At 55.6% G+C, this 20,247-nt stretch carries 19 protein-coding genes and 3 tRNA genes; 10 read left to right on the top strand and 12 right to left on the bottom strand.

Annotated features, from left to right (window positions below):
- Window positions 1-333: 333 nt before the first annotated feature.
- Both deoR and ettA read left to right on the top strand, forming a co-directional pair.
- Window positions 334-1,098: a DNA-binding transcriptional repressor DeoR gene (gene deoR / locus NR302_RS03295; protein ID WP_258145151.1), complete on the top strand. Its 765-nt coding sequence runs from the start codon at window positions 334-336 to the stop codon at window positions 1,096-1,098.
- A gap of 194 nt (window positions 1,099-1,292) precedes the next feature.
- Window positions 1,293-2,960, top strand: coding sequence for an energy-dependent translational throttle protein EttA (gene ettA / locus NR302_RS03290; protein WP_008101764.1), 1,668 nt, complete (start codon window positions 1,293-1,295; stop codon window positions 2,958-2,960).
- 50 nt (window positions 2,961-3,010) lie between these two features.
- Here the strand turns inward: ettA and nadR are convergent, their stop codons facing one another.
- The 3 genes from nadR to serB all read right to left on the bottom strand — a co-directional run bounded on the left by nadR (window position 3,011) and on the right by serB (window position 6,719).
- Window positions 3,011-4,237 (bottom strand): multifunctional transcriptional regulator/nicotinamide-nucleotide adenylyltransferase/ribosylnicotinamide kinase NadR, encoded by a 1,227-nt coding sequence (nadR, locus tag NR302_RS03285; protein WP_008101769.1) that lies wholly within the window; start codon window positions 4,235-4,237, stop codon window positions 3,011-3,013.
- Window positions 4,238-4,342: 105 nt separating this feature from the next.
- A complete protein-coding gene (gene radA, locus NR302_RS03280; protein ID WP_007886867.1) occupies window positions 4,343-5,728 on the bottom strand; it encodes a DNA repair protein RadA in 1,386 nt (461 codons plus the stop codon).
- 13 nt (window positions 5,729-5,741) lie between these two features.
- Window positions 5,742-6,719, bottom strand: coding sequence for a phosphoserine phosphatase (gene serB, locus NR302_RS03275; RefSeq protein ID WP_061718180.1), 978 nt, complete (start codon window positions 6,717-6,719; stop codon window positions 5,742-5,744).
- A gap of 107 nt (window positions 6,720-6,826) precedes the next feature.
- Here serB and NR302_RS03270 point away from each other — a divergent pair, with 107 nt between their 5' ends.
- Window positions 6,827-7,507: a YtjB family periplasmic protein gene (locus NR302_RS03270; protein WP_008101775.1), complete on the top strand. Its 681-nt coding sequence runs from the start codon at window positions 6,827-6,829 to the stop codon at window positions 7,505-7,507.
- On the opposite strand, the gene yjjJ is transcribed toward NR302_RS03270, so the two are convergent.
- From yjjJ to NR302_RS03250, 4 genes are all read right to left on the bottom strand, one after another.
- Window positions 7,504-8,826 (bottom strand): type II toxin-antitoxin system HipA family toxin YjjJ, encoded by a 1,323-nt coding sequence (gene yjjJ, locus NR302_RS03265; RefSeq protein ID WP_258144564.1) that lies wholly within the window; start codon window positions 8,824-8,826, stop codon window positions 7,504-7,506. The genes NR302_RS03270 and yjjJ overlap by 4 nt on opposite strands.
- Window positions 8,827-8,947: 121 nt before the next feature.
- Window positions 8,948-9,631 carry a pyrimidine 5'-nucleotidase gene (yjjG, locus tag NR302_RS03260; RefSeq protein ID WP_154193064.1) on the bottom strand — a complete coding sequence of 228 codons (684 nt, stop codon included), beginning with the start codon at window positions 9,629-9,631 and terminating at the stop codon, window positions 8,948-8,950.
- A gap of 8 nt (window positions 9,632-9,639) precedes the next feature.
- Window positions 9,640-10,080: a ribosomal protein S18-alanine N-acetyltransferase gene (gene rimI, locus NR302_RS03255; protein WP_008101780.1), complete on the bottom strand. Its 441-nt coding sequence runs from the start codon at window positions 10,078-10,080 to the stop codon at window positions 9,640-9,642.
- On the bottom strand, window positions 10,052-10,462 hold the full coding sequence (locus tag NR302_RS03250; protein ID WP_036647611.1) for a DNA polymerase III subunit psi: 411 nt from the start codon (window positions 10,460-10,462) through the stop codon (window positions 10,052-10,054). Before NR302_RS03250 ends, rimI begins: the two co-directional genes overlap by 29 nt.
- A 106-nt stretch (window positions 10,463-10,568) precedes the next feature.
- On the opposite strand from NR302_RS03250, the gene rsmC reads away from it, so the two are divergent.
- From rsmC to NR302_RS03230, 4 genes are all read left to right on the top strand, one after another.
- Window positions 10,569-11,600 carry a 16S rRNA (guanine(1207)-N(2))-methyltransferase RsmC gene (gene rsmC / locus NR302_RS03245; RefSeq protein ID WP_258144563.1) on the top strand — a complete coding sequence of 344 codons (1,032 nt, stop codon included), beginning with the start codon at window positions 10,569-10,571 and terminating at the stop codon, window positions 11,598-11,600.
- Window positions 11,601-11,732: 132 nt separating this feature from the next.
- Window positions 11,733-11,819: transfer RNA gene (locus NR302_RS03240), tRNA-Leu, on the top strand.
- Between the two features lie 34 nt (window positions 11,820-11,853).
- Window positions 11,854-11,940 (top strand) — tRNA-Leu (locus tag NR302_RS03235).
- A 29-nt stretch (window positions 11,941-11,969) separates the two neighbouring features.
- Window positions 11,970-12,056, top strand: a tRNA-Leu gene (locus NR302_RS03230).
- Between the two features lie 92 nt (window positions 12,057-12,148).
- Here NR302_RS03230 and NR302_RS03225 read toward each other — a convergent pair.
- A complete protein-coding gene (locus NR302_RS03225; RefSeq protein ID WP_008107719.1) occupies window positions 12,149-12,433 on the bottom strand; it encodes a DUF1435 domain-containing protein in 285 nt (94 codons plus the stop codon).
- Window positions 12,434-12,661: 228 nt separating this feature from the next.
- Between NR302_RS03225 and NR302_RS03220 the strand changes: the two genes are divergently transcribed.
- The 3 genes from NR302_RS03220 to NR302_RS03210 all read left to right on the top strand — a co-directional run bounded on the left by NR302_RS03220 (window position 12,662) and on the right by NR302_RS03210 (window position 15,245).
- Window positions 12,662-13,756, top strand: a complete 1,095-nt coding sequence (locus tag NR302_RS03220) for a diguanylate cyclase (protein WP_008107720.1) — start codon at window positions 12,662-12,664, stop codon at window positions 13,754-13,756.
- Window positions 13,757-13,890: 134 nt separating this feature from the next.
- On the top strand, window positions 13,891-14,685 hold the full coding sequence (gene fhuF, locus NR302_RS03215) for a siderophore-iron reductase FhuF (RefSeq protein ID WP_154181767.1): 795 nt from the start codon (window positions 13,891-13,893) through the stop codon (window positions 14,683-14,685).
- A 95-nt stretch (window positions 14,686-14,780) separates the two neighbouring features.
- Window positions 14,781-15,245, top strand: a complete 465-nt coding sequence (locus tag NR302_RS03210; RefSeq protein WP_008107722.1) for a YbaK/EbsC family protein — start codon at window positions 14,781-14,783, stop codon at window positions 15,243-15,245.
- On the opposite strand, the gene NR302_RS03205 is transcribed toward NR302_RS03210, so the two are convergent.
- The 4 genes from NR302_RS03205 to NR302_RS03190 all read right to left on the bottom strand — a co-directional run bounded on the left by NR302_RS03205 (window position 15,242) and on the right by NR302_RS03190 (window position 20,155).
- On the bottom strand, window positions 15,242-16,462 hold the full coding sequence (locus NR302_RS03205; protein WP_154154348.1) for an MFS transporter: 1,221 nt from the start codon (window positions 16,460-16,462) through the stop codon (window positions 15,242-15,244). The two genes, NR302_RS03210 and NR302_RS03205, sit on opposite strands and share 4 nt — an antisense overlap.
- A gap of 222 nt (window positions 16,463-16,684) precedes the next feature.
- On the bottom strand, window positions 16,685-17,662 hold the full coding sequence (locus tag NR302_RS03200; RefSeq protein ID WP_258144562.1) for a nucleoside hydrolase: 978 nt from the start codon (window positions 17,660-17,662) through the stop codon (window positions 16,685-16,687).
- Window positions 17,663-17,674: 12 nt separating this feature from the next.
- Window positions 17,675-18,697 carry a LacI family DNA-binding transcriptional regulator gene (locus tag NR302_RS03195; RefSeq protein ID WP_154154351.1) on the bottom strand — a complete coding sequence of 341 codons (1,023 nt, stop codon included), beginning with the start codon at window positions 18,695-18,697 and terminating at the stop codon, window positions 17,675-17,677.
- Window positions 18,698-18,772: 75 nt separating this feature from the next.
- The gene (locus tag NR302_RS03190) at window positions 18,773-20,155 is read right to left on the bottom strand and encodes an MFS transporter (protein WP_258144561.1); all 1,383 of its coding nucleotides are present in this window, start codon (window positions 20,153-20,155) and stop codon (window positions 18,773-18,775) included.
- Between the last annotated feature and the right edge of the window lie 92 nt (window positions 20,156-20,247).

Raw genomic sequence — 20,247 nt, 5'->3', positions numbered from 1 at the left:
TAAAATCACAATATCAGGTTAATAAAGTTAATTATGTGATAAATTTCACACCTCAACATCATGACAAAAAGCTGATAAACAGCCATTCATTCATAGAAATGAATGTTATTATTCTAACAATGCAACAACATTGGGCAGGCAACCTGGCGGCGAGCGAAGCGGCTAGAGAGCAACATATTGGCGGCACTGCGTGAGGTTTGCGGGCCGATCTCATTACAGGTAAGATTGAAAACTGGCCTGCTGGATACGTCGCAAATCATTAAAATATGTGAGATTTATCGTGATTTTTGACCAGGCTACTTCGACTTCAGGATTAATTACGCAGAGATGATCATGGAAACCCGGCGCGACGAACGTATTCACAAGTTGGCTCAGGCGCTGAAACGCACCGATAAACTGCATCTGAAAGACGCGGCGCAGCTGCTGGGCGTGTCGGAAATGACCATCCGCCGCGATCTCACTGAACCGGCTTCAACCGTGGTGCTGCTGGGCGGCTATATTGTTAGCGATCCGAAAAGTCACGCCGGACACTACTTCATCTCCGATCAGCACGGTCAGAACGCCGCACGCAAACAGCGCCTGGCGCAGGCTGCAGCGGACCTGATCAGTGAAAATGACACGGTATTTTTTGATTGCGGCACTACGCTGCCGTACATCGTGGATGCGATCCCTGACACCTTGCCGTTCACCGCCATCTGCTGCGCGATGAACACCTTCCTGGCGCTGAAAGAGAAACCGGCCTGCAATGTGATCCTGAGCGGCGGCGAGTTCCACGCCGACAACGCGCTGTTTACGCCGATTGGCGCGCATTCGATCCTCGACGATCTCTGCCCGACGCTGGCGTTTATTTCAGCGGCAGGTATCGATCAGGAACAGGGCGCAACCTGCTACAACATCAACGAGCTGGCGATGAAGCACCACGCGATGCTGCGCGCACGTCAGCGCGTGTTAGTGGCGGACAGCAGTAAATTTGGCAAAGTGCTGCCGGCACGCATTGCTGAACTGCGCCGTTTTGATTTGCTGGTCAGCGATAGCGCGCCCGAACCGGCGCTGAAGAGTTGGCTGACACAACAAAACATCCCGCTGCGTTTGCCATAAGTTGATGATATTGCATGTGGTCACCATAAATGGCGACCCTACAAAAGCGTGCAGATGTGTTGTAGGGTCGCCATTTATGGTGACCGATAAAGACCGCGTCAAGCCGATGTATGACGGGTATGAATAAAGGGTGAAAACAGCTAAACTTCTGTACCTAAAGTTCATAACTCACAGACCAAAAGGCTCAATACAACGTGGCTCAATTCGTCTATAGCATGCATCGCGTCGGCAAGGTAGTTCCGCCGAAGCGTCACATCCTGAAGAATATTTCTCTTAGCTTCTTCCCTGGAGCAAAAATCGGTGTACTCGGCCTGAACGGCTCGGGTAAATCGACGCTGCTGCGCATCATGGCCGGTATCGATACCGATATCGAAGGGGAAGCACGCCCGCAGCCGGGCATCAATGTGGGTTATCTGCCGCAGGAACCGCAGCTGAACCCGGAGCACACCGTGCGTGAATCCGTTGAAGAAGCGGTTTCAGAAGTGGTTGGCGCGCTGAAGCGTCTCGACGAAGTGTATGCGCTGTATGCCGATCCCGATGCGGATTTCGATAAGCTGGCCGCTGAGCAGGGCCGTCTGGAAGAAGTGATCCAGGCGCATGATGGTCATAACCTCGATACGCAACTGAACCGTGCGGCTGATGCGATGCGTCTGCCAGACTGGGATGCCAAAATCGCTACCCTTTCCGGTGGTGAGCGCCGCCGCGTGGCGCTGTGCCGTCTGCTGCTGGAAAAGCCAGACATGCTGCTGCTCGACGAACCCACTAACCACCTGGATGCTGAATCCGTGGCGTGGCTCGAGCGCTTCCTGCATGACTTCGAAGGCACCGTTGTGGCGATCACGCACGACCGTTACTTCCTAGATAACGTGGCTGGCTGGATTCTGGAGCTGGACCGCGGCGAAGGTATTCCGTGGGAAGGTAACTACTCTTCCTGGCTGGAGCAGAAAGATCAGCGTCTGGCGCAGGAAGCTTCTTCTGAAGCGGCGCGTCGCAAATCTATCGAGAAAGAGCTGGAGTGGGTGCGTCAAGGCGCGAAAGGCCGTCAGTCGAAGGGCAAAGCCCGTCTGGCACGCTTTGAAGAGCTGAACAACACCGATTACCAGAAGCGTAACGAAACCAACGAACTCTTCATTCCACCTGGCGCACGCCTTGGCGACAAAGTGCTGGAAGTGACCAATCTGAAGAAATCGTATGGCGATCGCGTGCTGATCGACGATCTGACTTTCTCGGTACCAAAAGGCGCGATTGTCGGCATCATCGGTCCGAACGGCGCGGGTAAATCTACGCTGTTCCGCATGATGTCAGGTCAGGAGCAACCGGATTCCGGCACCATCGAGCTGGGCGAAACCGTCAAGCTGGCGTCGGTTGATCAGTTCCGTGACGCGATGGACAACTCCAAAACCGTGTTTGAAGAAGTGTCTGGCGGTCAGGACATTATGCGCGTGGGCAACACCGAGATGCCAAGCCGTGCTTATGTTGGTCGTTTCAACTTCAAAGGCACCGATCAGGGCAAACGCGTTGGTGAATTGTCAGGTGGTGAGCGCGGTCGTCTGCACCTCGCCAAGCTGCTGCAAGTCGGCGGCAACCTGTTGCTGCTCGATGAACCAACCAACGACCTCGACATCGAAACCCTGCGCGCGCTGGAAAACGCCCTGCTTGAATTCCCAGGCTGTGCCATGGTGATCTCGCATGACCGTTGGTTCCTCGACCGTATCGCCACCCACATCATCGATTATCAGGATGAAGGCAAGGTGGAGTTCTTCGAAGGCAACTTTACCGAGTACGAAGAGTACAAGAAACGCACCCTCGGCGCCGACGCGCTGGAGCCGAAGCGTATCAAGTACAAGCGTATGACGAAGTAAGGCTTTTGCTGTGAAAAAGGCGCCGCATGGCGCCTTTTTTTATGGCTGAATCAACTGCCCAACATCTGCTTCACTAACTCGACGCAGCGCAGGAAGCGCGTGTCGTAGTCATCTTCTTTGACGTGAACAAACTCGATATTGTTTTCACGCAGCATGGTGATCAGCATGGTCTGGAACTCGCGGCGATCCATGGAGCTGCCAAGGCTGCGCAGTCCATCCGCCACCCAGGGCACGTTATTTTCCAGCAAAATTACCAGGTCGAAACGGTACTCATCAATTAACGCCTGCACAAACGGATGCTCGCGTCCTTCGTACTTGAGGCAAAACGCCTGCGTGGTGATGAAATCGGTATCGATAAAGGCGACTTTACTGGCGTACTTCACGGCGAAGTCGATGTACTGTGCCTGGCCCAGCGCGATTTTGTCGTAGTCGGAATACTGCAGCGCCATCTCGTCGCCACCGAGGTGCGAGAAAACATAATCGCGGCCATATTCCCAGGCACTGGTGGTATTGAAGATATTCGCCAGCTTGTTCACCAGCGTGGATTTGCCACTCGACTCGCCGCCCAGCACCGCCACGGTGCGCACGAAGAACGGCTTCACTTCGGTTGGAATGTATTCCCAGTAACGGAACGGATCCTGTCGAATCTGGCCGCCGCTGATATTCATAAAGGATCGATTGGGATCGATCACCACCGCCGGAATGCCAAGGTGCTGTTCGTACATCGCGGCGTCGGGTTCTTCACTGGTATAGACACAATTCGGCTCGATGCCCTGCTCAGCCAGAAAGGTTTTAACGCCGCCACTCCACACATCCCAGCCGTGCGGATAAGGTTCGATGCCCTCTTCATCGAACGAATGGATGCGGATATTTTTCTGGTATTTGAAGGTTTGCAGTAACCAGCGTAATCGATCGCTGATGGTCGGCTGCTGCGACATGGCGCTGTTTTCAAACAGTTCACGATCGCGCGGATCGTCGTGGCCCATGATGATATGCAGTTCATCGACCTGACTGCAGGCACGCTGGATCAGATAGATATGGCCGGTATGCAACGGATAAAATTTACCGAACACCACGCCAACGGTTTTATCGCGGCGCGGAAATTCCAGGCCAAGAAAACGGTGCAGCGCTTCCAGCTTCTGCGCGCTGGGGCTTTTGATTTTGGCGTTAAGCAGCTGGCTTAAATAGCCTTTGGTCATTCCGCTGGCGTCGGCAACCTGCTGCAGCGTGTGGCCTTGCTGGCGAATGGCTGTTTTCAGGTAGTCAAATGATGACATTGCGTGCCTCCTGCGTGGAATAAAGGGCGGTGCGGCCTTTAAGACGGTGCGCATAAATGCGCACCCTACAAATGTAGGGTCGGCATTCATGCCGACCGGTAAAACTTACAACTCATCCAGAATCGCTAACGCATCCGCCAGCTTCTTCGCGCTATACACCTTCATCCCTTCTACCGGCTTCTTCGGTGCATTACCGGCCGGAACGATGGCGCGCTTGAAGCCGTGCTTCGCCGCTTCGGAAATACGCTCCTGACCGCTCGGCACCGGGCGAATTTCGCCGGCAAGGCCCACTTCGCCAAAGATAACCAGATCCTGCGGCAGCGGACGATCGCGGAAGCTCGATACCATCGCCATCAGCAGCGCCAAATCGACGCTGGTTTCGGTGACTTTTACGCCGCCGACCACGTTAACAAACACATCCTGATCCGCCATCTGCAAGCCGCCGTGGCGATGCAGCACCGCTAACAGGATCGCCAGGCGATTCTGCTCCAGCCCCACCGCGACGCGGCGTGGATTGCCCATCATCGAATGGTCCACCAGCGCCTGAATCTCCACCAGCAGCGGACGCGTGCCTTCCCACAACACCATCACCGAACTGCCCGAGGTGATCTCATCACCGCGCGACAGGAAGATGGCTGAAGGATTGCTGACTTCGCGCATGCCTTGTTCGGTCATAGCAAACACGCCGAGCTCATTCACCGCGCCAAAGCGGTTTTTATGGCTGCGCAAGGTACGGAAACGGGAATCGGCATCGCCATCCAGCATCACCGAACAGTCAATACAGTGTTCCAGCACTTTCGGGCCGGCCAGCGAACCGTCTTTGGTGACGTGGCCGACCATAATGATCGCCACGCCGCGCGTTTTGGCAAAGCGCGTCAGGTAAGCGGCCGTTTCACGCACCTGCGCCACGCTGCCTGGCGAAGATTGGATCTCTGCCATGTGCATCACCTGGATCGAGTCGATCACCATCAGTTTCGGCTGCTCCTGCTCGGCGATCAGACAGATCTGCTCGATGCTGGTTTCCGACAACATGTTGAGGTTTTCGGTGGGTAATCCCAGACGATGGGCGCGCATCGCCACCTGTTGCAGTGATTCTTCGCCAGTGACGTACAGGGTTTTCATCCCTTCCGCCAGCTTGCACATCACCTGCAGCAGCAGCGTCGATTTACCGGCGCCCGGATTACCACCAATCAAGATGGCGCTGCCCGGCACCACGCCGCCGCCCAGTACGCGATCGAACTCTTTAAAACTGGTAGAGAAACGCGGCAGGGCTTCGAGGCTGATCTCCGATAGCTTCTGCACGCGGCTAACGCCTGCATTGCCGCCGGCATAGCCGCTCAGACGCTCGTTACGCGCCGCCGCAGGCGAGGCGGCAATGCGCACCTCGGTGATGGTGTTCCACGCATGGCAGGCGCTGCATTGCCCCTGCCAGCGCGGATAATCAGCGCCGCATTCGTTACAAACGAAGGCGCGTTTTGCCGCTTTGGCCAAATCAAATCCTCTGTTAACGCTCTTCGTGAATCAGGCTGCCGGTCAGGATGCAGAACACGCCCATCAGGTCAGCATGGCGGATGATGATTTCCGTCTGCTCATTCACTTTAGGTTTAGCATGATAGGCGATACCCAGCGCCGCCGTTTTAATCATCGGCAGATCGTTGGCACCATCGCCAATCGCCACGGTTTGTTCCGGGGCAATATTAAAGCGCTCGGCCAGATCGTTCAGGGTATCGGCTTTAAATTGGGCATCGACAATCTGTCCCAGCACCTGGCCGGTCAGCTTGCCGTCGCGAATTTCCAGCTCGTTGGCTACAGCCGCAGCTAAATGCAGCGTCTGGCGCAAATAGTCGGCGTAGAAGGTGAAGCCGCCCGAGGCGATCGCCACTTGCCAGCCCAGCGCCTGCAGTTTCTGCACCAGCGTGGTTAAGCCTGGCATCAGCGGCAGCGCGTCGCGCACCTGCATCAGGATATTGGCATCGGCGCCCGCTAAAGTGCCGACGCGCTCGCGCAGGCTGGCTTTGAAGTCCAGCTCGCCGCGCATAGCGCGCTCGGTGACTTCCGCTACCTGCTCGCCGCAGCCCGCAAGTTTGGCGATCTCATCGATGCACTCAATCTGGATCGCGGTGGAATCCATGTCCATCACCAGCAAGCCAGGTGTTTTCAGATGCGGGATTTTGCCGAGCGGTGCGACATCAAAACCGGCTTCATGCGCCAGTTTGCTGGCGCGCGGCGTCAGCGAGCCTGCCAGACGTATCACCTGATACTCATCGACATTCCAGGCGCTGACGATCACCATCGCCGCACCCAGCTTATGCTGATAATCGGTGAGTTTTTGTTTATCGAGCCCGCGCCCATACAGCAACCAGCCAGTTCGACCGGCACGGTAATCCAGCGGCATCACTTCATCACCGCTGAGGGAAAGGGGTAAACCCGGCCAAAGTGAAACATCGGCGGGCAGATCGCACCAGGTAAGACGATTTGGCATTACAGCTCCTGTAGGGACAACAAAACCACGCAAGAGGCTACCTTGTCTGCGCGGGTTCTGGCAACATAATTGCCAGCCTTTCTGCTGTTACATCACACGGGTTTCTGATGGTTAAAACCGCACTGAAATTTCGCCTGCATCGCACGGTGATTGTTCTTATCTCGCTGGCTCTGTTAGTGGTTCTGATGCAAGGTGCATCCTGGTTTAGCCTCGGCCATCAAATGGCACGCTCTGAACAAGTGGAAGAACTGGCGCGCACGCTGACTAAACAGGTGGCGTTTAGCCTTAAACCGTTGATGGATAACAGCGATGATAACCGTACGCAGATTGCCGCTATCCTCAATCAGATGACCGATAACAGCCGCATTCTTGATGCCTCCGTTTACGCCGATGATGGCAGCCTGGTGGCGCACAGCGGTGAAAGCATTAATGTGCGCGATCGCCTGTCGCTGGATGGCAAACGCGCCGGCAGCTACTTCAACCATCAAATTGTGCAGCCGCTGGAAGGCAAAGATGGCCCGCAAGGTTTTCTGCGCGTCACGCTGGATACCCACGTGCTGGTAACGGAATCGCGTCAGGTGGATAACACCACCAACATCCTGCGCCTGATGATGTTACTGGCGCTGGCTATCGGCATTATTCTGACGCGTACCCTGCTGCGTGACCGTCGCACCCGCTGGCAGCAATCGCCATTCCTGCTGACGGCAAGCCGCACGGTGAAAGAGGATAAAGAGAAAGAGGAAGAAGAGGCGCAGACGGCAATATCAGAGACAGAAAAAGAGCGTTAAGCCATTTTATGCAACGTCACTTCCATCGCTTCCAGTTGCTGTAATGTCCGCCCGGCGATGCTGCGGAAGTTCGCGCTAAACGCAGCATCCTCTGCAATCGCCTGCCAGTAGATTTTTGCCATCGCGCTGGCAGCGCGCCACACGGTGCCAGGCAGCGAGAAATCCAACGTCAGTCTAACCTCATCGCGCATGTGCCCCTGAGAATTGGGTGCCAGCGCCATCGGCAGCATGTCGTAGGCCGGTGTCAGGCTAAAACGCTCAACATCGGTAAAGAAGGAGAGATTGCCCGCATGCATGTCGCTATTGGCAATCAACCGGCCAAACGCCCACTGCAAGGTCCCGCGCTCAACCGCCACCGCATCAATTCGCTGCTGACGCTGCAACTCATGTAGCGCATCCGGCCAATGTTGTTGATGACCGATAAATTCTGCACTCACCGCTTCCAGCGAACTCATGCAGCGTCGACCACGTTGATCAATACGATCAAAACGCTGCACTTCGAGGAACAATTGTCCTTCGCTATCAATCAGCTGGCTATGTGCGGCAGGCAATCCCGCCGCCAGTAAATGCTGCAACGCGAGATGTTCAGCACGTAACAAATCACGCCAGCGCTCAGCATTATCACTTTGGCGTGCGGCGGTAAATTTCACCAGACAATGGCGATCGCCATTCGCCGTCGCGGCATAGCACAGGAATTTCGGTTGCTCGCCGCCAGCCGATGAGCCCGGTTCATCTCCGCTCAGCGCCTGCTGGGCCATCTGCGGATAGCGCGCGATTTTTTGCGCCTCGCTGATGGCTTGCGGTGCAGGCTGTTGCAGCCAACGCTGATAAGTCATGTCACCAACCATAAAAGCGCCCGGCATATCAATGCCGCCGTTCGCCAGCGCCATCAGACACTGCTCGTCACTCCAGAGACGAATATCGTCCGTCAGCCCAAGCTGTGGCGCATATTCCCGGCCCCATTGTCGGCCCAGAAACCCCTGCGGACGCATCTCCTGCAGGAACCACGGTAAGCCGTCATAAAAGCGGCCTTGACCGTGCGGGTCCAGATGCAGACAACTGCCCTGCGGCCAGGTTGGCAAGAGAATGCCAGCGGGCGATGCCTGACCTTCAGGAGAAATACGATACAGCGGAAAGCGGCTTTCACCTCGGATTGGTCGCAGTAAGGCGTAACGCGTCGCGCGCGCTTTACCCCATTTGACAATCTGCGGCTGCTGACGCAGTTGGCGTGAAAGCGTGGCCTGGCTGATATGCAGCCGAGCCAGTAGATCCGCAGCGCTAAGCGGCCCTTCCAGCAGCAAACTTTGTAGATCAGCCATTGCCCTCACCCTGCATGATGAATAGATTCGTGAATAGATTTATGCATAGATAATAACATAAAAAAAGCCCGCACAGCGGGCTTCTTAACATCATCACAATGGTAACGGTGAATAGATACTTTTAACCTTTAGTAATAATCGCTTCCAGCTCGGCCAGCGTCTTCACCTGCCAGGTTGGCGTGATGTGATCGGGTAACGGACGCGTACCGTGATCGATCCAGCAAGTCTTCAGACCGGCATTCATACCACCGAGAATATCCGATTCCGGCGTATCGCCGACCATCAGCACGCGGCTGCGATCCGGGTTGCCCAGCAACGCAAGCGTGTGGTCAAAGATCGCCACGTCAGGTTTCGGTACGCCAACTTCTTCAGAAATTACTAGTGCATCAAACACATCGCGGAAACCCGTGCGCTCAAGGCGCGCCTGCTGTAGTGCGGTGAAACCGTTGGTGATGATGGCGATCTTCACCTTGCCTTTCAGCGTCTCCAGCAGATGCGCTGCGCCCTCGAGCGGCAGGCAGATATCGGCCATCGCGCTGAGGAAATCGCTGTTGAGCACTTCCGGCGCGACGCTAAGCTTTTCGCCCCACAAGGTGAAGCGGCGCGTTTGCAGTTGCAGTGCGGAAATGGTGCCGTTTTGATAATCGACCCACAGCGGCTTGTTGATCGCCTGATAATCGGTGTAATCCTGCGCGGAAAATTGCACGTCATAGCGGGCAAACATGCGCTGCAAACCGGCGTAAGCATCGAAATGGAAAAGCGTGTCGTCTGCATCAAACAGGATGCAGTCCCAATCGTTTAGCATGGTGCTCCTTAAAGGGTTAGCGCCATAATGATGGCATCTTCTCGTCCGCTGGCAGTGGGATAATAGTTGGGGCGTACGCTCACCTGATGGAAATCCAGCTGCTCATACAATGCAATCGCTGGCGTATTTGAGGCGCGCACTTCCAGCCATAGCGTCATGACGTCGCGCTGTTCGAGCTCAGCAATCAGATGCTGCAACAGCTGGCGCGCCAGGCCGCGACGCTGGAAATCGGGATCCACCGCAATGTTGAATAGCGACGCTTCATCCAGCACCACCTGGGTGATGGCGAATCCGGCCAGCTTACCTTCAACATCAATACGGAAATTAACAAAACGTTCGCCTTGATTGCTGCTAAACGTCTGCTCGCTCCACGGAAAGGCATGCGCGCGGCGCTCAATCGCCAGCAGCTGCGGCTGGTCTTCAGGGGTGACTAAAGAGATGGCTGTCATGGTTACACATCTGTTGCCACAGGGCGCGTTTTGCGGCGCCGCTGCTGATCAGTTCATTGAAAACGGCGGTGTTAAAGGTGATGCCGTTGAAGGGATGTTCGCTCTCGACGCCCAGCAGCCAGCCAGCGCAGTCGACCTGCTCCGGCAACATTTGCAGCTGGTCTGGCGTTAACGCCATCACCTGCGCGGGTTGAAGGTTCAGCGCGCGCAGCACGTCGCGAATCAGCGGTTCTTGTAGCGTTGGCGCCTGTTCAGCCACCAAAACCAAACGTGTGTCGGGCAAAAGCGTGACGGCAATTTCCCCTTGCAGCACGCGCGGACGCCGCAGCTGATACTGCGTAATCCCCATTTGCTGTAGAAGCCAGTCGCGCCTTGTGCTCATGCTATTACCCGTTATGCTGCCAGAATGCGACGCTATGCTAGCAAACCCATCGAACATGCGCCAACAAAGCACTATAATCCACGCTCTGATTTAACAGGAGCGTTCCATGTCTGCTTTTACCCCGGCCAGCGAAGTGATTCTGCGCCACAGTGATGAATTTACCGCCCGCCACGTGTTGTTTGCTGGCGACCTGCAGGATGACCTGCCCGCCCAGCTAGAAACCGCGTCGAGCCGCGTGCATACCCAGCAATATCATCACTGGCAGAACCTTAGCCATCGCCTTGGTGAACGTGCGGTTTACAGCATGGTCGCAACCGCTGCCGATGTTGAAGGCTGCGATACGCTGGTTTATTACTGGTCGAAGAACAAACCCGAAGCGCAGTACCAGCTGCAAAACCTGCTCTCTCTGCTGCCGGTCGGCTGCGATATCTTCGTGGTGGGTGAAAACCGCAGCGGCGTTCGCAGTGCCGAAGGCATGCTGGAAGAGTGGGCAACGCTGGAGAAAGTCGACAGCGCGCGTCGTTGCGGCCTGTATCACGGTCGTCTCGATAAGCAGCCGACCTTTGATGCCAGCAGCTACGGCAATACCTATCAGCTCGAGGATCTCACCATCCATACCTTGCCAGGCGTGTTCAGCCGCGATGGTCTGGATATCGGCAGCGATCTGCTGCTCTCCACGCTGACGCCGCACTTCCGTGGCAAAGTGTTGGATATCGGTTGTGGCAGCGGCGTGCTGGCGACCGTAATGGCAAAAGTGTCGCCGCGCGTGCGTCTGTGGCTGTGTGATGTGCATGCTGCTGCGATTGAGGCGAGTAAAGCCACGCTGACCGCCAACGAACTGGAAGGTGAAGTGTTTGCCAGTAACGTGTTCTCTGACGTTACCGGCCGTTTTGACATGATCATCTCCAACCCGCCGTTCCACGATGGTCTGCAAACCAGCCTTGAAGCGGCCAACACGCTGATTCGCGGTGCGCTTAAGCATCTGAACAGCGGCGGCGAACTGCGTATCGTGGCTAACGCCTTCCTGCCGTATCCACAAATTCTCGATGAAACCTTCGGCAATCACGAAGTGCTGGCGCAAACCGGACGCTTCAAAGTCTATCGCGCCGTGTATGGTCGCGGCGCCAAAACACGTTAATTCAAGCGCGGCGGCAGAAACGTTGCTTTTTACAGCGATCGTTTTGCCGTCGCGAAATATGTGTTGACGCAATGAGTAAAATCTCTAAAATGCGCCTCCGTGGTTAGCAATACTTTAGGGTGTTGTTAGTTTGCGATGGTGGCGGAATTGGTAGACGCGCTAGCTTCAGGTGTTAGTGTTCTTACGGACGTGAGGGTTCAAGTCCCTCCCTTCGCACCAAACTAAAATCACACAGTTTATATCTGCGCACTGAGCGATGGTGGCGGAATTGGTAGACGCGCTAGCTTCAGGTGTTAGTGTTCTTACGGACGTGAGGGTTCAAGTCCCTCCCTTCGCACCAATGCGACGATATAAACAGACAACTAAGATGCGATGGTGGCGGAATTGGTAGACGCGCTAGCTTCAGGTGTTAGTGTTCTTACGGACGTGAGGGTTCAAGTCCCTCCCTTCGCACCAACAGTTGTCACTCCTTTCGAGCAGTAAATTCCCAAAAAGATTTTCAACGAACTTCACGCTCTCAGCGTGATGTTGTCGTTTCTGCGATTTGATCAGATGACGTGGAAATTGACCGACACCGCCGCTAATCCGCCCGCCAATGCCAGACAAGATGGCAGCAGGAGATAATGACGCAGGCGATGATGAAACAGCATCACCACGGTCAGCAGCAGCGCCACAATCATCACCACCCGCCATTGACTGAAACTCGGTTCCCATAACGCAAAAACCGGCATTGCTGCGCAGGGTAATAACACGCCCCAGCCGCTATCCAGACGTTTACCCATTATCCAGCTCACGCCCCAAAGTCCGCAGGCGGCCATTATCGCCATGATCATTGCGCAACCCTCAGATGATAAATATTCGCATTATCATATGATAATATTTCTCATCTTGCAGCGAATTTTTTGTCGCAACCCATGCCGGATGACAGAATTACTGGAAAATGCTAAATTGCCGCCGATAACAATATCGCTAACACAACAATAACGTGCTCTCTATCCGGGTAGGTAAACTATTACTTACGGGTAGCGCTTTGATATATCAGGGCTGTCACGAGAATAATAATGAAATTACAATCTTATGATGAGTTGAAACAGAGTAAATATCGGCTGTCGCTGATGCTATTTCTGTTTCTTAATGTCGCCGTTTCGCTTTTTTGCCTGCTGCCGATTTTAGGCAGCGACAGCCCAATCCGCTCGCTGCCGGTGGCCGTTGTGGCGGGCTTCAGCTCCACGCTGCTGGTTATTTGTTTAATGGCGTCAAAACAAAAATTACCGCTATTAAATCCTGTCGCTTTTATATTGGGTGCGCTGTGGGCGTGGCATATTAACCACAGATATCATCTGGTTTACTATTTTGATGGCAGCTTTTTAATTATCAGCCTGTTAAGCGTTTTCTTTATCAGTGCAATTGCGCTGAGTGATTATTTGATCGCATTTTGTTTACACATCACGCCGCCGGTATTAACCGTGCTGTTATTGGATGATGGTCAGCATTTAATGATGATCTTATTCACTATTACGCTGCCGTTAATCGGCTTTTCACTGCACCATTTAATGCGTCGTCGCTTTGATACCTTTACCCGCCGGTTGGTGAGCCAGCTGTATGAGGAAAAAGAGAGCTTCAGCGATTTAAGCATGCTCGATCCGCTTACCGGCTTGTACAACCGCCGTGGATTGAAGAATCGCCTTGATACCATTATGGAAAACCACGCCGGCAGCCACTTTGTGCTACTGCTGGATATCGACCACTTCAAAGCCTACAACGACAATTACGGCCATGCGATGGGCGATCAGGCGCTGGCGCGCGTGTCCGTGGCGATCCGCGACGCGGTACGTTCGCGCGATGTGGTGACGCGTTACGGCGGCGAAGAGTTTCTGGTGCTGATGACCAACGTGAACGCCTCGATTGCGATGAAACTGGCGGAGCGTATTCGTCAGTACGTGGTGGATTTGGAAATTCCGCATCGCTTCAATGAGAAAGTGTCGACGCACGTCACCATCAGCGCGGGGATCGCACCCATCTTCGATGAGGATTTTGACCAGGCGGTGGCCAATGCCGATCGCGCACTGTATGTGGCGAAAAATCAGGGACGTAACACCATTTTAGCGTGGGAAGATTTGCCGAAATTGACGCAGGCGAGTGACAACCTGGCGTAAGGTTTTGCTGGTCGCCATGAATAGCGACCCTACGCATACCTCGTTAAGCTTTGCCACATGTGCAGAAATGTTGTTCAAAACGACGGGAACGATTATCATTTGTCTCTCGATTCCCGTTATCACTCAGGACCGGCATGGCCATCATCACGCGTCAGGATCATCGCTTTAGCGAGCATCCACTGATCTTTATGCAGAGCGATCGCAGTTTAGCGAGCGCACTGGAAGATCTGATGCGCGATCAACGCAGCTACATGCTGGATAACCTCAAGCTCGGCCAACCGGCACCCGCCGGGACCTTAACGCTGGCCGAGTGGTCCAATCCGCTTCACTATCGCCGTCTGACGCAGCGCTACAGCGATTATCTCTATCGCGATCATCCCGATGTGCAGCAGGAAGCTAAGCCGCTGCAGTCACTGTGGGCGCAATGGTATTTTGGTCTGCTGCTGCCACCGCTAATGATGGCGTTATTGCAGGAACCGCGCGCGCTGAACTGCTCGCCACATCTGATTCACGTTGAGTTCCACGAAAACGGTCATCCGTGCGCTTTCTGGCTGGATGTGCAGGAAGATGACGATGCGCGCTACCTCAATGCCCAGCAGCGTATCGATCGCCTGATTCAGCAATGCCTGATTCCGGCAGTGAATGGCATGACGCAGCACGGTGATATCAATGCGAAGCTCATCTGGAACAACATGGGCTTTTCGTTTTACTGGTTCCTCGGTGAGCTGAAAAACCAGCTGCCGGAAGAGACAATTTTGCAGTTAGAGCAGACGCTATTTTTCACTCAGTCACTGCTCGATGGCAGCGATAACCCGCTGTATCGCACCATGATCCCGCGCAATGGCGAAATGGAGCGACGCAGTTGCTGCCAGCGCTATCGCATCCCCGACGTAGAACGTTGTGGTAACTGCACGTTAAAAGCGGTGTAGCACCCGCGCATTCTGTTACAGATTCTCCTTTTCTCCCGTTTACACTTTTCCAGGCTTGTGGCATTTTTTTGGCTCTGTTTTTACCGGAGATAACAATGAGCCTGGAGTCGGTACGGCACTTTTTTGCCGAACATGCACCGGATATCGACATCATCGAGATGCCGGAAAGCACCGCCACCGTTGAGCTGGCCGCACGCGTTCATGGCGTTCAGCCTGGGCAAATCGCCAAAACCCTGTCGCTGAAAGTGAAGGATGCCATCGTGCTGATCGTCACGCGCGGCGATGCGCGTCTCGACAACCGCAAGCTGAAAGCTGCGCTCGGCGCCAAGGCGCGCATGTTAAGCGTGGATGAAGTGGTGAACTGGACCGGACATCCAGTCGGCGGCGTTTGTCCGTTCGGGCTGGAAAATCCGCTGACCGTCTATTGCGATGTGTCGCTGCGCAGCTTTGACGAAGTGCTGCCGGCAGCCGGATCGATTCATAGCGCGGTTCGCATTTCGCCGCAGCGCATGGCAGAACTCACTGCGGCGAAATGGGTTGACGTCTGCGAGGCGCTTTAACGCGGCTCGCGCGCGGCAGCACCGGAGATTTCGATGCCGCGCGTCTCCCGACCAAACGCCACTAACACGCAAATCAGCACCGCCACCGTTCCGGCGACAATCGCCATGCCCAAACCATAATTCCCGCCGTGCGCCTCGGCGATCCGCGACTGCACCGTCGCATTCACTGAGGCAATTAAATTCCCCAGCTGATAGACAAAGCCCGGCAGCACCGCACGCGCGTTGGCAGGCACCAGTTCGGTGAGATAAGTCGGCACCACACCCCACGCGCCCTGCACCATAAACTGCATCAGAAACGCACCGATCCCGATCATCCATGAACCGCTGGAGAAGGCCCACAGCGGCAGCACCGGCAGCGCGAGGAATGACGCCAGAATAATTGCGCGCTTACGGCCAATGCGCTCGGAGAGTGCACCAAAGGTGATGCCGCCCAGCATCGCCGCGATGTTGTAGCTAATAGCAATGATGCTGACGGTGTGCGGATCAAACTGATGCTGCACTTTCAGGAAGGTGGGATAGAGATCCTGCGTACCGTGGCTGAAGAAGTTAAAGCAGGCCATCAGCAGCACCATATAGATACAGATTTTCCAGTGCTGGCGGATAATCGGCAGCAGCGCATTGCTCTCTTTACGCTCGCGCGCCGCCAGCCACACCGGCGATTCCGGCACTTTAAAGTAGATAAACGGCAGCAGCAGAATCGGCAATGCGCCAATCAGGAACATGCCGCGCCAGCCAACCGTTTCGAAGAACAGACCAAAAATCACCGACGCCAGCAGATAGCCGCATGGATAACCGGCCTGGAAGATGCCAGACATCAAGCCGCGCGAGCGATCCGGAATGGTTTCCAGCGCCAGCGACGACGCCACGCCCCAAATGCCGCCCATCGCCACGCCGTAAATCACGCGGAAACCAAGGAACGCCGTGAAGGTGGGCGACCACGCCGAAAGCAGTTCAAACGCCGAGAACATCACGATATTGAGCATCAGAATCGGTCGGCGGCCATACTTCTCCGCCAGCCGACCAAACAGCAGCGCGCCGATCGGTCGCACGGCGAGCGTGAGCATGATGGCGAGGGAAACATCGGAGACGCTGGTATGGAAATACTGGGCAAGATCGCTGAGGACAAACACTAAGATAAAGAAGTCGAACGCATCCAGCGTCCAGCTCGCGAAACTGGCAAAAGCCACGTTGCGCTGGGTCGCAGTCCAGTTGAACATGTTGTTATCCTGTCTGATTAGCTTCCAGATCGTTGGCCGGATTTATTGTAGAAGTTACCGCGCGAATAATTTCACGGGTTACTATTATGTTAACTATTTGTATATAGCATGTCAGAAAGGCGGGCTGTGGCGGGAATTGTCAGCGAGTGATTCGCGGTGTAAAAAAGCGTGTCATGTTGAAGAGGAAGGTCGCCATAAATGACGACCCTACAGTGACGGACGTTACAACTGATTAAACGCCTTTTCGATCATCTCCAGCAGCAGCGCGTTATTGACGGTTTGAATCACATGCACCAATGCGCCGGTCTGCGGCGGCACGCCGATATCCAAACGCAGCGGCGTGCGATAACGCCAGCTTTTGCCACGCGTGGCGCCGGGACGCAGCTCAATATCCACATGATAATCCACGCCGTCGGCGACTCGCTGATTCAGCAGCCACGCCACCACCAGCGCATCATGAATCCAGCAGCCGGGCAAATGGCGGGTGCGAATCGAATAATCGATCCACGGACGTAACGTCTCGCGCACAAACTGTGGCAACGGATGATCGTTAGCGGTGAGTCGCGTGAGATCCTGCTGCGTCATCAAGGTTTGCGTGGTGGCATCCATCGGTACCAGCGTGATGGTCGCGCCGCTGTGCAGTACCTGATGCGCCGCTTCCGGATCGAGGCCAAAATTGGTGTCTTTGATGTAATCATCCAGCGCGAACACGCCGCCCATAATCACAATCTCTGCCACCGATTCTGCCATCTCTGGATAACGCTGCAGCGCCAGCGCCACGTTGGTCAGCGGACCGATCGCCACCAGCGTAAACTCGCCGGGATTGTCACAAATCAGTTGGCCCATTACGCCAGCCGCGTCATGCCCATCCGCCGGAATGCGCTGCGGCTGACGCACGCCGCGCCACAGTTCACCGAGCTTTTCATCGGCAACATGGTCGAGACGCGCACGCCACGGCGCAGGATCTTCGCGCAGTGCCTGCAACGCGCCCTGCACCACCGGAATGTTGCGTCCCAATCGCTGCAGCAGATCTTTGGCTACCTGCGCACCGACCGCGCTCGGCGTATTGCCGGTGACGGTGGTAATCAGTTCCAGCGACAGCGACTTCGAAGCCAATGCTAACGCCAGCGCAAGGCCGTCGTCGGTGTTGGCGCCCGCTATACCGTTTCCCGGATCACAATCGATAATCAATCTTTTCATAGTGTTATAGTTTTATTGTTGTTGAGTAAGCTGGCAGCCACAGGACTCACCGATTTCTAAATGGTGAGGGAATTCCGCCAGCTTCGCGTCGCCATCCCAATTTTTGAGCATGGCAATCGCACTGCGCGCCATATCACGCAGCGGCTGACGGACGGTGGTGAGCGTCGGCACATGAAACGCCGACTGATCGGTTCCGTTAAAACACACCAGCGCGACATCCTGCGGCACGCGCAGTCCATGCTCCGACAGCGCACGAATGCAGCCAATCGCCTGGCCTTCATTACTGGTAAACAGCGCGCGCGGCACACGACCGCTGGCTACCATGCGCTGCGCGGCGTCATAACCGCCCTGCCGCGTGTAGCTGGCCGGAAAAATCATCGCCTCATCCGCCAGCAATCCTTTCTGCGCCAGCGCATCGCGCCAGCCCTGAATACGATCCTGCGCGTTAAGCATGTCCAGTGGACCGCTGATCATCCCAACCTGCTGATAACCGTGGCTGAGCAGATGCGCCGTCACCTGGCACGCCGCTTCGCGCTCATTAACGCGCAGCATGTTGACGCCCGGACGTGGCTCAATGCGATCCAGCATTACCAGCGGCGTACCGCTGGCCTGAATCACATCAATGTAGGGATGGCGATCGACGCTGTTGTAAAACAGGCCATCAACCTGACGATTTAACAGACCCTGAATAATCTCCAGCTCGCGTTTGCGATCGTCACCGGCATCACCCAACAACATGACGTGGCCGTGATTCATCGACTCCTGCAACAGCATGTGCGCCATCGAAGCAACAAAGGGATTACCGATGTTCGGCACCACTAAACCAAAGGTTTTGGTGCTGCCCGAAGCCAGCGCGCGCGCCACCGCATTAGGGCGATAGCCGGTCTGTTTGATCGCTTCCAGCACGCGCTGACGCGTGGCTTCTGCCACCGGTCGCGGGCCGTTATTGATCACGTAACTGACCACCGCCACCGAGGTGCCGGCGATTTTTGCCACGTCCGTGCGCGTTACGTTTCCGGTTGGAGATTTCGCCATTCCTTTGCCCCTGCGTAAATGCCATTGACCGGAATCTCCGGCCAATGGTGATGATGGTTTACGCGATCCTGCTGGTCAGATGGCATCTTCCGGCAGATTGAGATCGCGCCCGCGCGTTTCCGGCGCCACGAAAGTGGTGAGAAAACCGATGCTGGCCATCGCCGTGAAGTAAACCGCAATCGGCCACCAGTGTCCGGTAAACGACAGCAGCGCCGCCGCCACTAATGGCGCGGTGCCTCCTGAAAGGATAGACCCCAGCTCTTTCGCTACCGCCATCTTGGTGTAACGACGCTTCACGCCAAACATCTCGACGCCCCACGCCGCCTGCACGCCGAAAATACCCAGCGATGCCAGCGCCATACCGACCACGATCACCGCCATCACAATCGTTGGATCGCGGCTGTCCATCAGGCTAAAGGCCGGCCAGGCGTAGAACATCAGCAATAAGCAGAAGCAGCGATAAGTGATGCGGCGACCAAAGCGATCCGACAGCCAACCGGCAAACGGAATAATCAGGAAGCCAAGTAAGGACGCGATGAATACCGCCGTGGTGGGCACCGATTTGTCGAGCATCAGCACTTTGGCGACGTAACCGACAATGAAGCCCTGCGCCAGATAAGAAGGGCCGTTTTCGCCGATGCGCAAACCGACCATGGTCCAGAAGGCGCGGGTGCGGCGCCAGAAGCTGCGCGTATCCACTTCTTCTTTCGCCTGCGCCAGCGTGGCGTTTCGTTCGGCCTGCAATTCCGCCTGCTGGCGTTCAAACACCGGCGTTTCACGCAGATTGCGACGAATCCACAACGTCACCACCGCAATCAGCACGCTGCTGAGGAACGGAATACGCCAGCCCCACGCCAGCAAACTCTCTTTGTCCATCTGGATCACCGCCAGCCATACCAGCGACGCAATCAGCGTGCCGCTGTTTGAGCCCAGCGCAATCACCGACGAAACCAAACCGCGACGTTCAACCGGTGCATATTCGCCCAGCATCACCGTTCCGCCGGACAACTCAGCGCCCGCCCCCAAACCCTGGGTAAAGCGCAGCAGCACCAGACATGCGGGAGCCCAGACGCCAATGCTGGCATAGGAAGGAATCAAACCGATCAGTGTTGTGGAGGCGCCCATCAGAATGATGGTTGAGATCATTACCGTTTTGCGTCCCTTGCGATCGCCAATCCAGCCGAACAGCAAGGCACCAATCGGGCGAGCAATAAAGCCCACCGACCAGGTGGCAAAACTCGATAGCAAAGCGATAGCCGGTGTGGCTTCGGGGAAGAAGACGTCACCAAAGATAATGCCGGCGGCGAGGCCATAGAGCGCAAAATCCGCATATTCCATCGCGGTGCCAAGCCAGCAGGAGAACGTGGCGCGCCAGAAATCTTTACGGCCGGAAGATGTTTCAAGCCGCGCGTCGGCAGCTGAGGAGGATGTCAGTGAGCTTTGTTGCGAAACCGTCATAACCCATTCCCTGAAAGAGGTAAAAACAGTAAACGCCCTTCCGTGGGTCAGTTCCCTTGCAACAAGCGGAACTCCCCGGTGGCGACGTTCAG

Origin of the sequence: Pantoea sp. SOD02 (assembly GCF_024707505.1) — a bacterium.
GTDB classification, from domain to species: Bacteria; Pseudomonadota; Gammaproteobacteria; order Enterobacterales; family Enterobacteriaceae; genus Pantoea; species Pantoea symbiotica.
Note: the sequence above shows the minus strand (reverse complement) of the source record. Positions and strands in the feature narration are given on the sequence as shown.

Coding starts and splice junctions, on each gene's coding strand:
- nadR (WP_008101769.1), bottom strand. CDS start 4,237: ATGTCATCATTTGACTACCTGAAAACAGCCATTCGCCAGCAAGGCCAC.
- NR302_RS03270 (WP_008101775.1), top strand. CDS start 6,827: ATGGTTAAAACCGCACTGAAATTTCGCCTGCATCGCACGGTGATTGTT.
- NR302_RS03190 (WP_258144561.1), bottom strand. CDS start 20,155: ATGACGGTTTCGCAACAAAGCTCACTGACATCCTCCTCAGCTGCCGAC.
- NR302_RS03225 (WP_008107719.1), bottom strand. CDS start 12,433: ATGATCATGGCGATAATGGCCGCCTGCGGACTTTGGGGCGTGAGCTGG.
- fhuF (WP_154181767.1), top strand. CDS start 13,891: ATGGCCATCATCACGCGTCAGGATCATCGCTTTAGCGAGCATCCACTG.
- yjjJ (WP_258144564.1), bottom strand. CDS start 8,826: ATGGCTGATCTACAAAGTTTGCTGCTGGAAGGGCCGCTTAGCGCTGCG.
- yjjG (WP_154193064.1), bottom strand. CDS start 9,631: ATGCTAAACGATTGGGACTGCATCCTGTTTGATGCAGACGACACGCTT.
- NR302_RS03205 (WP_154154348.1), bottom strand. CDS start 16,462: ATGTTCAACTGGACTGCGACCCAGCGCAACGTGGCTTTTGCCAGTTTC.
- NR302_RS03200 (WP_258144562.1), bottom strand. CDS start 17,662: ATGAAAAGATTGATTATCGATTGTGATCCGGGAAACGGTATAGCGGGC.
- rsmC (WP_258144563.1), top strand. CDS start 10,569: ATGTCTGCTTTTACCCCGGCCAGCGAAGTGATTCTGCGCCACAGTGAT.
- rimI (WP_008101780.1), bottom strand. CDS start 10,080: ATGACAGCCATCTCTTTAGTCACCCCTGAAGACCAGCCGCAGCTGCTG.
- NR302_RS03195 (WP_154154351.1), bottom strand. CDS start 18,697: ATGGCGAAATCTCCAACCGGAAACGTAACGCGCACGGACGTGGCAAAA.
- NR302_RS03250 (WP_036647611.1), bottom strand. CDS start 10,462: ATGAGCACAAGGCGCGACTGGCTTCTACAGCAAATGGGGATTACGCAG.
- NR302_RS03220 (WP_008107720.1), top strand. CDS start 12,662: ATGAAATTACAATCTTATGATGAGTTGAAACAGAGTAAATATCGGCTG.
- NR302_RS03210 (WP_008107722.1), top strand. CDS start 14,781: ATGAGCCTGGAGTCGGTACGGCACTTTTTTGCCGAACATGCACCGGAT.
- serB (WP_061718180.1), bottom strand. CDS start 6,719: ATGCCAAATCGTCTTACCTGGTGCGATCTGCCCGCCGATGTTTCACTT.
- deoR (WP_258145151.1), top strand. CDS start 334: ATGGAAACCCGGCGCGACGAACGTATTCACAAGTTGGCTCAGGCGCTG.